This window comes from Caballeronia sp. Lep1P3, from assembly GCF_022879595.1.
GTDB lineage: Bacteria > Pseudomonadota > Gammaproteobacteria > Burkholderiales > Burkholderiaceae > Caballeronia.
Genome location: NZ_CP084265.1, coordinates 1,981,228 through 1,994,175, shown reverse-complemented (window position 1 = coordinate 1,994,175; position 12,948 = coordinate 1,981,228). Strand labels below are relative to the sequence as shown.

The 12,948-nt window shown below is 65.3% G+C and carries 15 protein-coding genes and 1 riboswitch; of the genes, 9 read left to right on the top strand and 6 right to left on the bottom strand.

Annotated features, from left to right (window positions below; all coding sequences use genetic code 11):
* Positions 1–451: 451 nt before the first annotated feature.
* The 3 genes from LDZ27_RS09375 to thiC form a co-directional block, all read right to left on the bottom strand.
* Positions 452–988 carry a hypothetical protein gene (locus LDZ27_RS09375; protein WP_244813836.1) on the bottom strand — a complete coding sequence of 179 codons (537 nt, stop codon included), beginning with the start codon at positions 986–988 and terminating at the stop codon, positions 452–454.
* 225 nt (positions 989–1,213) lie between these two features.
* Entirely contained in the window at positions 1,214–1,426 is a 213-nt protein-coding gene (locus LDZ27_RS09370; protein ID WP_244813835.1) for a glycine zipper 2TM domain-containing protein, read from the bottom strand.
* Positions 1,427–1,622: 196 nt separating this feature from the next.
* Positions 1,623–3,554 (bottom strand): phosphomethylpyrimidine synthase ThiC, encoded by a 1,932-nt coding sequence (gene thiC / locus LDZ27_RS09365; protein WP_244813834.1) that lies wholly within the window; start codon positions 3,552–3,554, stop codon positions 1,623–1,625.
* 206 nt (positions 3,555–3,760) lie between these two features.
* Positions 3,761–3,901, bottom strand: a riboswitch (TPP riboswitch).
* A gap of 318 nt (positions 3,902–4,219) precedes the next feature.
* Between thiC and LDZ27_RS09360 the strand changes: the two genes are divergently transcribed.
* Together LDZ27_RS09360 and LDZ27_RS09355 are read left to right on the top strand one after the other, a co-directional pair.
* The gene (locus LDZ27_RS09360; RefSeq protein ID WP_244813833.1) at positions 4,220–5,158 is read left to right on the top strand and encodes an EamA family transporter; all 939 of its coding nucleotides are present in this window, start codon (positions 4,220–4,222) and stop codon (positions 5,156–5,158) included.
* 303 nt (positions 5,159–5,461) lie between these two features.
* Positions 5,462–6,244, top strand: a complete 783-nt coding sequence (locus LDZ27_RS09355; protein WP_244813832.1) for a DUF4397 domain-containing protein — start codon at positions 5,462–5,464, stop codon at positions 6,242–6,244.
* Between the two features lie 170 nt (positions 6,245–6,414).
* On the opposite strand, the gene LDZ27_RS09350 is transcribed toward LDZ27_RS09355, so the two are convergent.
* Positions 6,415–6,549: an entericidin A/B family lipoprotein gene (locus LDZ27_RS09350; RefSeq protein ID WP_244813831.1), complete on the bottom strand. Its 135-nt coding sequence runs from the start codon at positions 6,547–6,549 to the stop codon at positions 6,415–6,417.
* Positions 6,550–6,718: 169 nt separating this feature from the next.
* Positions 6,719–8,233: a sensor histidine kinase gene (locus LDZ27_RS09345; protein ID WP_244813830.1), complete on the bottom strand. Its 1,515-nt coding sequence runs from the start codon at positions 8,231–8,233 to the stop codon at positions 6,719–6,721.
* A 168-nt stretch (positions 8,234–8,401) separates the two neighbouring features.
* Here LDZ27_RS09345 and LDZ27_RS09340 point away from each other — a divergent pair, with 168 nt between their 5' ends.
* From LDZ27_RS09340 to LDZ27_RS09320, 5 genes are all read left to right on the top strand, one after another.
* On the top strand, positions 8,402–8,578 hold the full coding sequence (locus LDZ27_RS09340; RefSeq protein WP_159835737.1) for a DUF1328 domain-containing protein: 177 nt from the start codon (positions 8,402–8,404) through the stop codon (positions 8,576–8,578).
* A 117-nt stretch (positions 8,579–8,695) separates the two neighbouring features.
* Entirely contained in the window at positions 8,696–8,857 is a 162-nt protein-coding gene (locus LDZ27_RS09335; protein ID WP_040048814.1) for a DUF1328 domain-containing protein, read from the top strand.
* A 219-nt stretch (positions 8,858–9,076) separates the two neighbouring features.
* Positions 9,077–9,652: a bacterioferritin gene (locus LDZ27_RS09330; RefSeq protein WP_244813829.1), complete on the top strand. Its 576-nt coding sequence runs from the start codon at positions 9,077–9,079 to the stop codon at positions 9,650–9,652.
* An 89-nt stretch (positions 9,653–9,741) separates the two neighbouring features.
* A complete protein-coding gene (locus tag LDZ27_RS09325) occupies positions 9,742–10,374 on the top strand; it encodes a response regulator transcription factor (RefSeq protein WP_244813828.1) in 633 nt (210 codons plus the stop codon).
* Between the two features lie 22 nt (positions 10,375–10,396).
* Positions 10,397–10,840 (top strand): response regulator, encoded by a 444-nt coding sequence (locus LDZ27_RS09320; protein WP_244813827.1) that lies wholly within the window; start codon positions 10,397–10,399, stop codon positions 10,838–10,840.
* A gap of 39 nt (positions 10,841–10,879) precedes the next feature.
* On the opposite strand, the gene LDZ27_RS09315 is transcribed toward LDZ27_RS09320, so the two are convergent.
* Positions 10,880–12,118 carry an MFS transporter gene (locus LDZ27_RS09315; protein WP_244813826.1) on the bottom strand — a complete coding sequence of 413 codons (1,239 nt, stop codon included), beginning with the start codon at positions 12,116–12,118 and terminating at the stop codon, positions 10,880–10,882.
* Between the two features lie 171 nt (positions 12,119–12,289).
* Here LDZ27_RS09315 and LDZ27_RS09310 point away from each other — a divergent pair, with 171 nt between their 5' ends.
* Together LDZ27_RS09310 and LDZ27_RS09305 are read left to right on the top strand one after the other, a co-directional pair.
* The gene (locus LDZ27_RS09310) at positions 12,290–12,571 is read left to right on the top strand and encodes a hypothetical protein (protein ID WP_244813825.1); all 282 of its coding nucleotides are present in this window, start codon (positions 12,290–12,292) and stop codon (positions 12,569–12,571) included.
* 155 nt (positions 12,572–12,726) lie between these two features.
* Positions 12,727–12,939 carry a hypothetical protein gene (locus LDZ27_RS09305; RefSeq protein WP_244813824.1) on the top strand — a complete coding sequence of 71 codons (213 nt, stop codon included), beginning with the start codon at positions 12,727–12,729 and terminating at the stop codon, positions 12,937–12,939.
* Positions 12,940–12,948 lie beyond the last annotated feature (9 nt).

Sequence of the window (12,948 nt, the reverse complement as noted above, 5' to 3'; positions counted from 1 at the left end):
AACGCGCCCACTAAGAATAGGTGACGGATGGACTCCGTCAAGCCGTGAAAGCCCGCAGTCAGCCCTCGACGGCCGCGCCGTTGTCATCCACCGTGGACGGCGTTTGCCGGAACACCCAGACGGTCAGAAGGGCGAGAGAAGCGAGCATCCAGAGCAGAAAAAACACAAAAGCCATCATGTCCGATCCCCGAGAACGGAAGTTGGCGACGGCGGCGCGCCGTCGCATCGCGGCAAACTGGGACGGTAGATAGCCAGAACCGTGCCAATCGTCTGGCGATATCCGCCAAACGCTTGTCGGAAAAGGAAAGTGCGATGGCGAACCGATGCGCGCGCGGGACGCGCGCGGCGCATTGCATCGGAAAATGTTGCAGGTGTGTTACGCGCAGGCGTTTCGTGGTTCGATTTCAGCGATTTTTGTCGCACGCGCGATGTCGTCGCGTGCTTGCGTGGCTCAGTGTCCGTGGCCGCCGCCACCGAACCCGCCGTGGCCGCCGCCGAACCCGCCGTGGCCGCCTTGCCAGCCAGTGCCGCCGCCATGCCAGCCGCCGCCGCCGTGCCATCCGCCGCCGCCGTGCCAGCCGTATCCACGGCCCCAGCAGCATCCGCCGCCGCCCCAGTAGCCGAAGCCGACGGAGATCGCGGGATAGCCATAGCCGTAATAGGCCGGATACGCTCCATACGCCGCATACGGATAAGGCGGGTAATACGCATACGCCGGATAGGGCGCGTAGTAATCGACGCCCGGCGATACCGCCGCGTATTGATACTGCACCGGCGCGGTCGAGTACGCCGCGCCCGACGCGGCCGATGCCGCCGACGCGCCTTGCTGCGGCACCACGAATTCGCGCTGGGCGTAAGCCGCGTTGACGGTCGGGTAGTAATAAGCCGGGTAATCGGGATACGGGTAATAGCAGCCGCTCAACAGCACTGCCGCGGCAAGCGCGGCCACGGCTGCCTTGGGTCCGGGAATGAAACGGGGGGAATTCATGATGCTGCTCCTTGCATACAGCTTGTTTTCCGGACTTGTGAGGTTCAAGCGGTCTCAACCGAACCGGTCCGTCAAGGAGAAGCTTAGTCGATCGATGCGTCCGGCGCGCAGCACGCCGTGTCAGTACGATGGCCGGTATCGCTTCCTGTAACAGACATGAAACAACGGTCTTTCGAACGGCGGCACGCGGCAACGTCGAGCGCGCCGCTCGCCCGAAACCGGCGCTTACTTGCCGACCTGATTGCCGATGATCCCGCCGACCGCCGCGCCGCCGAGCGTCGAGAGTGCGCCGCCGCCGATCACGGCGCCGCCCGCCGCGCCCACGCCCGCGCCGATGGCGGTATCGCGCTGACGCGTCGTCATGCTGTCGCAGCCGGTGAGTCCGGCGAAGAGAGCTACGAGGGTTGCAGCGGCGCCGATTTGTTTGATGTTTTTCATGTCGACTCTCCAATACGATGATGGAATGAATCGGCAGCGGCGAGGCGGATGTCGATGCGGACAGCCGAACGCCTGCCGCGCGTTTTCGCCGGTTCGTTCGTAAAGCAGCATGAAAGATGCCCGAATCGGCGAAACGGCCCCGCCGCACGCGTGCGCGGCGGGCCCCTCGTCGTCATGCCGTCAGTGCATCGCTGCATCAGGTCGGCTGGTAAATCTCCGCGCCTTTCTTCACGAACTCGATCGCTTTCGTCTGCATGCCGTGCGTGAGCGCGTCGGTCTCGGAGACGCCCTGCTTCGCCGCGAAATCGCGCACGTCCTGCGTGATTTTCATCGAGCAGAAGTGCGGGCCGCACATCGAACAGAAATGCGCGACCTTCGCCGAATCCTTCGGCAGCGTCTCGTCGTGGAATTCGCGCGCCTTGTCCGGGTCGAGACCGAGATTGAACTGATCCTCCCAGCGGAATTCGAAGCGCGCCTTCGAGAGCGCGTTGTCGCGCACCTGCGCGCCCGGATGACCCTTCGCCAGATCGGCCGCGTGCGCCGCCAGCTTGTAGGTGATGATGCCTTCCTTCACGTCGTCCTTGTTCGGCAGTCCGAGGTGTTCCTTCGGCGTCACGTAGCAGAGCATGGCGGTGCCGAACCAGCCGATCATCGCCGCGCCGATGCCCGACGTGATGTGGTCGTAGCCCGGCGCGATGTCGGTGGTGAGCGGCCCGAGCGTGTAGAACGGCGCCTCGTCGCACCATTCCAGCTGCAGGTCCATGTTCTCCTTGATGAGCTGCATCGGCACGTGGCCGGGGCCTTCGATCATCACCTGAACGTCGTGCTTCCACGCGATCTGCGTGAGTTCCCCGAGCGTCTTGAGTTCGCCGAGTTGCGCTTCGTCGTTGGCGTCGTAGATGGAGCCGGGGCGCAGGCCGTCGCCGAGCGAGAACGAGACATCGTATTGCTTCATGATTTCGCAGATGTCCTCGAAGTGCTCGTAGATGAAGCTCTCCCTGTGATGCGCGAGGCACCACTTCGCCATGATCGAGCCGCCGCGCGACACGATGCCCGTCATGCGGTTCGCCGTCAGCGGCACGTATTGCAGGCGCACGCCCGCGTGGATCGTGAAGTAATCGACGCCTTGCTCCGCCTGCTCGATCAGCGTGTCGCGAAAGATTTCCCACGTCAGGTCTTCGGCTTTGCCGTTCACCTTTTCCAAAGCCTGATAGATCGGCACCGTGCCAATTGGCACCGGCGAATTTCGGATGATCCACTCGCGCGTTTCGTGGATGTGCTTGCCGGTCGAGAGGTCCATCACGGTGTCGCCGCCCCAGCGGATCGCCCAGGTCATCTTGTCGACTTCCTCGCCGATGGACGAGCTGACCGCCGAATTACCGATGTTCGCGTTGATCTTCACGAGGAAGTTGCGGCCGATGATCATCGGCTCGCTTTCCGGGTGATTGATGTTCGCGGGGATGATCGCGCGGCCGCGCGCCACTTCCTCGCGCACGAATTCGGGCGTGATCGCCTTCAGTGCGTCCTTGCCGAAGGCCGCCGCGCCGAACGCCTGCCCGGGATGCTGGCGGCCCATCATCTGCGCGAGCTTTTCGCCGTTCGGGCCGCTCGTTCTGAGGCTCTCGAGATACTCGGCGCGTCGCTGGTTTTCGCGAATCGCGATGAACTCCATCTCGGGCGTGACGATGCCCGCGCGGGCGTAGTGCATCTGCGTGACGTTTTTGCCCGCGAGCGCGCGGCGCGGCTTGCGATGCAGACCGGGAAAGCGCAGTTCGGCCGTCTTCGGATCGGCGGCGCGTTCGCGGCCGAATTCGCTGGATAGCCCGGCGAGTTCTTCGGTGTCACCGCGCGCGTCGATCCAGCCGGCGCGCAGCGCGGACAGGCCCGAGCGGATGTCGATGGAAGCGTCGGGATCGGTGTACGGGCCTGACGTGTCGTACACGTAGACGGGCGGATTCTTCTCGCCGCCGAAGCCATCGGGCGTATCCGACTGCGTGATCTCGCGCATCGGCACGCGGATGCCGGGCGTCGAGCCGGTCACGTAGACCTTGCGCGAATTGGGAAGCGGCGCGATGGCGGCGGCATCCACGACGGCGTTTTCGGACAGAAACTTCGGGTTGGCATTCATGCTGTCTCTCCTTGTCGACCGCAGTCGGCGCGTATGCGCTCGCCGCGGTCCCATGCAAGCGATTGCGTTGGGACGAATGTTTCGCCGATGCAGCGCCGACGCGCGAACGAACGCCGTCGAGCTCGGCTGACTCAGGAGCTAAACAGGGAAGAACGAGATGGAAAGGTGCGGGCCGGCAAGCGTGACGCGTAGAAGAAAACCGAAAGCGTCTGGGCCCGAACGCTTCCCTGCGCTGGCATTATCCAGATCAGGTTCAAAGGGTATTTCTCACCCACGAGACACGGACGAAACGGTCAATGAAGCCGACCGGAATCGCGATGTGCCGCGCAGGACCCCCGCGTTAGCAGCCGACACCATACACTGCGGCGTCGCGTTCTGGCAACCATTCGCGAAATGCCCGTTTCGCCGATGGCGCTTGCTGCATAATGGCGGGCGCCGCTTTTTCGGGATTACCCGGATCGCGGCGTTTCATCACAGCGCGTTTCGCCTGCGCCGCCATCTCGGCACTTCAATCCGCACTCCATCGCTTCATCATGCTGCCGTGTTTTCCCGGTTTCACCGCGCAACAAGCGCGTTGCGCACGCCCGCCGTGCGCTCGGTTCGCCGCTGGCCGTCACGTCTTTTCTGGCCGCGCCGCGCGGCCGGCCAGCATCGCGGAGTAACGCATGTCCGCCTTGCCGCCGCGTCTGCCTTTCTCCGTACCCGATCGCTTTCCGTTTCGCGCGCCGCGCTCCCGCAAGGGGCCGATCGTGCTGGCGCTCGCCGTCGTCTATCTCGTCTGGGGATCGACGTATCTCGGGATTCATCTGGCGCTCGATTCCTTTCCGCCGCTGATGCTCGGCGGGCTGCGCAATCTCTTCGCCGGCATCGGGCTTTTCGCGATCGCCGTGCATCGCAAGGCGGTGTGGCCGAGCGCGCGCGAAGTGCGCAACGCGGCGCTCGTCGGCACGCTGCTCGAAGGGCTGTCGAGCGGGATGATGGCCTACGGCATGCGCACGGTCGCGACCGGGACAGCCGCCGTCATGGTCGCGACGGTCCCGCTTTTCGCGACGATCTTCGCCGCGCTCGCGGGTCGCGGCGTCAGCAAGGGCGAGTGGAGCGCGGTGGGGCTGGGGCTCGTCGGCATCGTGCTGCTCAATCACGGCGATCCGTCGTCGAGTTCGACTTACGGCACGCTCGCCATTCTGTGCGCGGCGGTCTTCTGGGCGGGCGGCGCGCATCTCGCGAGCCGCCTGTCGCAGCCGTCCGACCTGCTGATGTCCACCGCGCTTCAGATCGGGCTGGGCGGGCTGATCGCGACGACCATCGCGCTGCTCTCCGGCGAGCGGCTCACGCACGTCGGCTTCGGCGCGGGCGTGTCGTTCCTGTATCTGATGCTGATCGGTTCGATGGCCGCCTACGTCGCGTACAACTTCCTGATCCGGCAGACGAGCACGATCGTCGCGACGAGTTGCCTGTACGTGAATCCGGTGGTCGCGGTGCTGCTCGGCGCGCTCTTGCTCGGCGAAGCCATCACGCGCTGGACCGTCATCGCGACGGCCGTCATTCTGTCGAGTGTCGCGCTGTCGCTCTGGTTCGATTACCGGCGGCGCGGGCTCGTCTGATTCTTCCTGCGTTTGTAAGAACCGCCGTTCGCCGCGCGTGGCGTCATACGCGCTGCTGCTGCGAGCTTGCGTTTCCCCGCATCCCGAGCAATTCCTCTAATGATTCGGGAAGCCTTTCCGGACAAGGCTTCGCAGCCATTCGACGCCTTGCGCGCACCGCAACGGGGCACGGACGTTGCTCGTTTCCGGCGCCCCGCGACGTTCCATCGACGCGGGCTTCAGCAGCCAGAAACGAGGCGGCGAGCGCGCTTCTCGCGCGTCCTCGAGACCCAAGCCCAACGATCAGAAAAAGGAAGGTGGCACATGAAGATCATTCGCACCGTTACGGCGCTTGCCGCCGTCGCCGCGCTCGTGTCCGCTTGCGGCGGAAGCTCGGACGACGTCGGCAAGGAACTCGGCCTCACGCAGCCGCAGGTCCATTTCATCCACGCCATTCCGAGCGGCCCGAACGTCGACTTCTACGATAACGGCAAGGTGCTGCAGCCGAACCTCGGCTACAAGGCCGTGACCAACTTCGCGAACATCGGCACCGGCCAGCACAACTTCTCGTATGCGGCCGTGGATACGGCGACGACGCTCGCGAGCGACAGCAGCATCAGCGATGCCGCGAAGGGTCACGAGTACACGGTGATCGCGCTGCCCGACGCGGGCTTCCTGCCGTCGATCGCCGTCATCGACGATCCGTTCGACAAGGGGCTGCTTTCGGGCAGCGCGCGCGTGCGCGGGTTCAATGCATCGGCGAATGCGCAGAACCTCGATCTGTATCTGGTCGCGCCGGGCGCGGACATCGGCGCCGTCAATCCGACGATGGCGAGCGTCGCGTTCAAGAACGCGGTGCCCGCGACGACGCAGGACTCGATCTACGTCTCGGGCGGCACCTATCAACTCATCGCGACGCTGCCGGGTTCGAAGACGCCGGTGTACAAGTCGGCGTCGTTCGATCTCGCGAACAATGCCGACTGGCTCGTGACGACGCTGCCCGCGGGCAATGCGCTCTCGCAAGTGGTGCCGAACAGCATTCGCGTGCTGGTGGCGCAAGGCGGCAATACGCAACAGCCGGCCATCGAGCTGCCCAACACGCAATAAGCCGTCCGACGCCGCGTTCCGAAGGCGCAGCGACGAAACCCGCCCGGGCGACCGGGCGGGTTTTTTCATGTCGCCGCTCATCAGGCAAAAAAAATCCCGCCGCATTCTGGCGGCGGGGAGACAGGAAATACGCGCTGAACTTACGCTTTGTGTCGTGTCAGAAACCGGGCTTACTTGTGTTCTTCGGCGGAATTCGTGATCGCGTGCCCGCCCTTCGAGATGTCCTGGCCTGCGCCCGAGACGGTGTTGCAGCCCGCGAGCGCAGCGGTGCCGGCGATCAGCAGCAAAGCGATGATTCGAGTCATGTTCCATTTCCCTTTAAGTGAGTGGCGTCGGTTGATTCTGTATGGCTCGGCCGCATCGCTCGATAGGCCTCACCGGTGTGAACAATCTTAAAAAAGTGCGCGAGCGCCGGCTGTAGGCACCGCTGGGTTTTTGATGTCGGCACGTTCCGCATTTCGCGTCGGCATCGTCCTACGCGGCCGGGCGCGCGCGGGCGTCGGCGAAATCGCTCGCGGCGAGCGCGACCGATGCGGCATCCGCTGCGCGTTCGCGCGGCATCGACACGCGGATGCTCGTGCCATGCGGCTTCGCCCGCTCGATCTCGAAGCGCCCGCCGCGCGCCGACACGCGCTGGCGCATGCCGACGAGTCCGTGCGTCTGCGTGCGCTTCAGGTCTTGCGGCCTGATGCCGATGCCGTCGTCCGTGATGTGCAGCGAAACGTTCGCCGCGTCCATCGTCAGCGCGATACCGATGCAACTCGCGCGCGCGTACTTCGCCGCGTTCGTGAGCGTTTCCTGAGCGACCCGGAAGAGCGCGATCTCGATCGCTTCGCCGAGCTTGACGTCCTCGCCAGGCAAATCGAACTGAACGGTCCAGCCGTTGCGCTGCGCGGCTTCGTCGGCGAGCGAGCGCAACGCCGTCACGAGGCCGAAGTTCGCGAGCACCGTCGGCCGCATGTCCTCGATGATGCGGCGCTTGAGTGCAATGCCCTGATCCAGATTGCCGATGGCGCGCGAGAGCTTCTCGGCCATCGCGGGCTCACTCGTCTTCAGCTTGCCGCGCACCCACGCGACATCCATCTTGCTCGCGGTCAGGATGGAGCCGAGTTCGTCGTGGAGTTCGCGCGCGAGTTCCGTCTTCTCGTTTTCGCTCACCGACTGAAGATGCCACGCGAGCGCTTCCAGTTGCCGCGTGCGCTCGAAGACGAGCTGATCCAGTTCTTCCTGCTGCGTGATGAGTTTCTTTTGCACGCGATCCTGCTTGTCGAGCTGAATGCCGAGATTGCGAAACAGAAGCAGAAACAACACGATGTTTAGCGCGCACAACGCGCCGACGCACAGCGTCGAGATGCGCTGATCGGCGCGGCTCGCATCGAGCGCGTGTTGCGCGCGCTGCTCCTCGTTCAGGCGCAGCAGCGAAAGGGCGGCATCGAGCGTGGCGTCGTTGTCAGCCGGCGCGTTCGACGCGTTCGACACGCCCGAGGAAGCCGCCGTCGCGCGGCCGATCGCATCGCTCGATGCCGCGCTGATCTGCGCGAAGCTCGCAAGCGCGGTGTCGTCGCCGATGCGCCGGTAATAGGCATCGAGCGTGGCAAGCGCTCGGCGCACATGGGCGACCGTCTGCTCGAATTGCGCGCGGTGCGCCGCTTCCGGCTTGATCGCGAAGGCGTCGCGCTGGGCGGTGAGTGTTCCGATATCGGCGGCGAGCGCGGAAAGCTGCGCGGTGGCGCTTTTCGCGTCGAGCGCGGTCTCGTATTCGGCGGCGATGCGCATGCGCCCCGACTCCAGTATCACGAGCCCGCCGACCGTGATGACGATGGCAACGGTCATCGCGACCGCCCAGCTATAGCGGTGCATCCATTCGTTGATGCGCGAGAAGCCGCTGGTTTTCGCGCGGGCGGTCTCGGGCGAAGGCGGCGCGGCGTCATGCGCAACGGCGCAAAGCTCGGGAAGCGTGGACAGCGTGGCGGGTGGCGTGTGGCTCATGGCGTCGTTCGTCGGCTCGGCGCTTTGGCGAGCGGATGACTCGCCCGCGCAGCCGATTGAAAGCATATGTCGGTGGATTCTCACAGCAAAAAAGGAGCCAGCCCGAGTGCGCGTGACGAAACCCGCGACTAGCATGGTGCTCGTCATCCACTTCTACGGGGAACGATCATGCTGAGATGGGCATTGTTCTTTGCGATCGTCGCGGTGATTGCCGGGCTTCTCGGCTTCACGGGCATCGCCGCGGGCGCGGCCACGATCGCGAAATTTCTGTTCGTGCTGTTCCTGATTCTGTGCGTTGTGTTTCTGGTGCTGGGTTTCGTGATTACGAAAAAAGCGGTCGATTAGCGGCCTTTCGGACGCAAAACGCAAGACGCTGGGCGCCAAGCATCGCCGGGCCTCGCAGCGAGAGCGAGAGCGGAAGCGGCCCGGCCCGACCTGAGAACAATCAACGAGGAGGGTCCCATGCTTCATTACGCAGCCGTATTTTTCGTCATCGCAATTATCGCGGCCGTGTTCGGATTCACGGGCATCGCGGCCGGCGCCGCTGAAATCGCGAAGATCCTGTTTTATATTTTTCTCGTCGTGTTCGTGGTTACGCTGTTGCTCGGCGTGTTCAGGACCTGACGCGCGCCGCTTGGCTGTTCCCGCACCGGCCGCCGTCGTCGTAACGAGGCCCGCCGGTGCGCTCGCGTGCTTCTCGTTCGATGTTTTCGGCGAGCGGGCATGCCGCGTGCATCGGACGCGTTGATCGGATAGCGGGCCTCTATGAAACCGCACGCGCGGGCCTGCTCACGCATCCGTTAATCGCAGCCGTCACTCACCCAATCCACAGGAGCAAATCAAATGTCCAATTCGTCTGCTGTATCGAACACGCCGGGCCAGTCTTCGGACGCTTTCGTTCTCGATGTGGAGAAGATTCGCAACGACGCGCGGCAGCACATGGACGAGGGCCCCGTCACGTCGACCTACGGCGCGGACCGCGAGACCGTGCTCAAGCTGCTCAACGACGCGCTCGCGACCGAGTGGGTCTGCACGCTGCGCTACAAGCGCCACTATTTCATGGCGAAGGGCATCCATTCGGAAGCGGTCGCGAGGGAATTCGCCGAACACGCGACCGAGGAGCAGGAACACGCCGACATGCTCGCGGAACGCATCGTCCAGTTGGGCGGCGCGCCGAATTTCGCGCCGGACAGCCTCAAGTCGCGTTCGCATTCCGAGTACAAGGAAGGCGCCGACCTCATCGACATGATTCGCGAGAATCTGATCGCCGAGCGCATCGCGATCGATACGTACCGCGAAATCATTCGCTATCTCGGCGACAAGGACGTCACCACGCGCCGCATCTTCGAGGAGATTCTCGCCGTCGAGGAAGAGCATGCCGACGACATGGCCGACCTGCTCGAAGGCCGCAACGGTTGAGCGATGCCTTCGCGAAGCGATGCGCGCCGCGACGCGCGCCGCGTATCGCCCGAAAGCACTGTGACTTCGACCAAGCGCGGATGGCCTGAATGATTCGAGTCTTGATAGCCGACGATCACGCGATCGTGCGCAGCGGGTTCAGGCAGTTCGTCGCGGACGAGCCCGACATGGAAGTGGCGGCGGAAGCCTCGACGGGCGATGAAACCATCGCGCTCGTGCGCGAGCAGGCGTTCGATGTCGTGCTGCTCGACATCGCGATGCCGGACAAGAATGGCGTGGACACGTTGCGCGTCATCAAGCAGCTCCGGCCGCAACAGGGCGTGCTGATGCTCTCGGGCTTTCCCGAGAGCCAGTACGCGATCAACCTGCTCAAGGCGGGCGCGAACGGCTATCTGAACAAGGACGCCGCGCCTGACGAGATCGTGCGCGCCATTCGCACGGTGGCGCGCGGGCATCGGTATCTGTCCGAGTTCATCGCCGATGCGCTCGCCGACAAGCTCGATAAGCCCGCGACCGAGCGGCCGCACGAAATGCTGTCCGAGCGCGAGTTCCAGATTTTCTGCAAGCTCGCGGGCGGGCGCATTCCGACCGAGATCGCGCAGGAACTGCATTTGTCGGTGAAGACGGTGAGCACGTATCGCGCGCGCGTGCTGGAGAAGATGCGGCTTTCCAACAACGCCGACCTCACTTACTACGCGATCAAGAACGGGTTGATCGAGTAGCGCTTGACGGAGGATGCCCGCCGTGGGCGACGACATCATCACCGACGATACGACTCGACAGGACAAGCCGCGCGGCGCGCCGCTCGCGGTGCTCCTGATCGAGGATTCGCCGCTGATCCGGCGCAGTCTCACCGAGGCGATCGACGCGCTCGGCCCGTGGCGCGTGAGCGCTTTCGCGGATGCGCCCGACGACGCCATCGCGCTTTTATCGACGCAGCGTTTCGATGCGGTTATCGTCGATCTGCAACTGAAGCGCGGCTCGGGCATCGACGTGCTGGCGTGGCTCAGGCACGCGGATACATCGGGCGTGGCGGAGACGGCGTTCGTCGTCGTGCTCACGAATCACGCGCTGCCGGCGTATCGCGAGCGATGCCTGCAATACGGCGTGCGCCATTTCTTCGACAAGTCGCTGGAATTCGATCGCGTGCTCGACGCGCTCTGCGACTACGCGCGCGAGCGCGTCTGACGTCTGTCTTTGATCCGTGACTTAGCGCCGATGGCCGACTCAGCGTCCGCCGGGCGCGATAAGCCGCCGCTCGCGGCCTCGCCAATGACTGAAGCCGGCGAGTCCGGTCGTCGCCAGCCCGACGATGCACACGCCGCTCCAGCCCATCGCGTGCCAGGCGAGCGAGGCCAGCGCCGATCCCGCCGCGCCGCCGATGAAATATCCCACCATGTACACCGTGTTCACGCGGCTGCGCGCCTCGGGCTTGAGCGCATAGATGCGCGACTGATTCGAGATCTGCGCGGCCTGCACGCCGATATCGAGCACGATCACGCCGACCACGAGTCCCGCGATGCTGCGCGCCGACAGCGCGAAAACGACGAACGACGCGGCCACGAGCGCGATCGACAGCGAAATGACCGCGCGCGGCCCGCGCCTGTCCGCGGATTTGCCCGCGAGCGGCGCGGCGAGCGCGCCCGCCGCCCCGACGATGCCGAAGAGTCCCGCCGCTTGCGGGCCAAGATGAAACGGCTCGCCGGCGAGAAGCAGCGTCAGCAGCGACCAGAACGCGCTGAAGCCGGCGAAGAGCGCGCCGCCCGTGAGCGCCGCCTCGCGCAGGCCGGGGTTTTCGGCAGTCAGATGCCACATCGAGACGAGCAGCTTACCGTAGGAAAGCGTCGAAGTCGGGCGGCTCTTCGGCAGCCGCATGACGACGATCACCGCGAGCGCGATGGTCGCCGCCACCGATGCGCCGAACACCGCGCGCCAGCCGAAGTACTGCGCGACGAAGCCGGAGACCGTGCGCGCCAGCAGGATGCCGAGCAGCAGACCGCTCATCACCGTGCCGACCGCGTGGCCGCGCTCCGCTGCCGGCGCGAGTTCGGCGGAGAACGGCACGGCCTGTTGCGCGATGGTCGAGACGACGCCGATCGCGAGGCTCGCCGCGATCAGCACGGCGAGCGTCGGCGCGGTGGCCGCGACGACGAGCGCCACGCCCAGCGCCGCGAGCTGCAGCAGGATCAGCATGCGCCGGTCGAAGCGGTCGCCGAGCGGCGCGAGCACGAGCATGCCGAGCGCGTAGCCGAGTTGCGTGGCGGCGGGCACCGCGCCGATCAGATACGCGCTGCCGGGAAACGACGCGCGAAAGTCGCCGAGCAGCGGCTGATTGAAATAGATGTTCGCGACCGACACGCCCGCGATGGTCGCGAGCAGCCACAGCGTCCCGCGCGAGTAGTGGGGATGGCGGCCTGACGTGTGATCGTGTGACGATTGCGGCGACTCGTGCGATGACGCGGACATGGTTCTTTTCGGGGACGGGCGGACGGGCTGGCGGGGAGCGCCGATGATACTGGAGACGCGCAAGCTCTGCTGGCGCGGGCTTTGGTCGGCGCCGCTCGACGCGGCCAAGCGAAATGCATTCTTTTCGACGCCTTCGCGCCGGAGCACAATCCGATGACGGAGGCGGCTGCCATGCGAAAGGACATCGAAGCAGGCGACTACTTGCTCGCGCTCGACACGGTGCCGAAGCCGCGCCGCGTCGAGGGGCAAGCGCAGGAAGAGGCCGAAGGGCATGCGGTGAAGGTGCGCGTGACGCGTCTCGACAAGCGGCCGCTGCACGGCGCGACGCTCGCAGCCGAGTCCGACGAGATGGCCGGCGCTCACGGTCCGTTCCAGACCGTCGCGGAGGCGCTCGCGCACGGCGAGGCGTGGGGCCGGCACTACGTCGCGCGCGTGCTGGGGCATGGCGTCTGAGGGCGCACCGCGCACCGGGCGGCAGGTGTCGAAAGAGGGGAGTGCGGCCCCTGCGGACGAGGGTGCCGGGGCCACGCCCGCGTGACTACACTTGCCTCACCGTCCGATGCCGCCGGGCGGCGCACGTCCCGTCGAAGCCGGCCACGGAGGGTCCCATGCTGCCCGTTGCGCTCTATGTCACGCCTCGGTACATCGAGTCAGTCCGCAAGGGGCGGGCGCGCGACTGCTTCGGCGGTACGGTGCGGTTCGTCGGCGTGGACGCGCTGCCGTTCGATATCGAGCACGTCTGCGTGCTGGACCGCGATTCGCCCATCGAAGCGCTGTTCGACGCGGTCAGGGATGCGGAGCGCCTGCTCGATGCGGTTTGAGCGCGGCGA

Coding starts and splice junctions, on each gene's coding strand:
- LDZ27_RS09375 (WP_244813836.1), bottom strand. CDS start 988: ATGAATTCCCCCCGTTTCATTCCCGGACCCAAGGCAGCCGTGGCCGCG.
- LDZ27_RS09370 (WP_244813835.1), bottom strand. CDS start 1,426: ATGAAAAACATCAAACAAATCGGCGCCGCTGCAACCCTCGTAGCTCTC.
- thiC (WP_244813834.1), bottom strand. CDS start 3,554: ATGAATGCCAACCCGAAGTTTCTGTCCGAAAACGCCGTCGTGGATGCC.
- LDZ27_RS09360 (WP_244813833.1), top strand. CDS start 4,220: ATGTCCGCCTTGCCGCCGCGTCTGCCTTTCTCCGTACCCGATCGCTTT.
- LDZ27_RS09355 (WP_244813832.1), top strand. CDS start 5,462: ATGAAGATCATTCGCACCGTTACGGCGCTTGCCGCCGTCGCCGCGCTC.
- LDZ27_RS09350 (WP_244813831.1), bottom strand. CDS start 6,549: ATGACTCGAATCATCGCTTTGCTGCTGATCGCCGGCACCGCTGCGCTC.
- LDZ27_RS09345 (WP_244813830.1), bottom strand. CDS start 8,233: ATGAGCCACACGCCACCCGCCACGCTGTCCACGCTTCCCGAGCTTTGC.
- LDZ27_RS09340 (WP_159835737.1), top strand. CDS start 8,402: ATGCTGAGATGGGCATTGTTCTTTGCGATCGTCGCGGTGATTGCCGGG.
- LDZ27_RS09335 (WP_040048814.1), top strand. CDS start 8,696: ATGCTTCATTACGCAGCCGTATTTTTCGTCATCGCAATTATCGCGGCC.
- LDZ27_RS09330 (WP_244813829.1), top strand. CDS start 9,077: ATGTCCAATTCGTCTGCTGTATCGAACACGCCGGGCCAGTCTTCGGAC.
- LDZ27_RS09325 (WP_244813828.1), top strand. CDS start 9,742: ATGATTCGAGTCTTGATAGCCGACGATCACGCGATCGTGCGCAGCGGG.
- LDZ27_RS09315 (WP_244813826.1), bottom strand. CDS start 12,118: ATGTCCGCGTCATCGCACGAGTCGCCGCAATCGTCACACGATCACACG.
- LDZ27_RS09310 (WP_244813825.1), top strand. CDS start 12,290: ATGCGAAAGGACATCGAAGCAGGCGACTACTTGCTCGCGCTCGACACG.
- LDZ27_RS09305 (WP_244813824.1), top strand. CDS start 12,727: ATGCTGCCCGTTGCGCTCTATGTCACGCCTCGGTACATCGAGTCAGTC.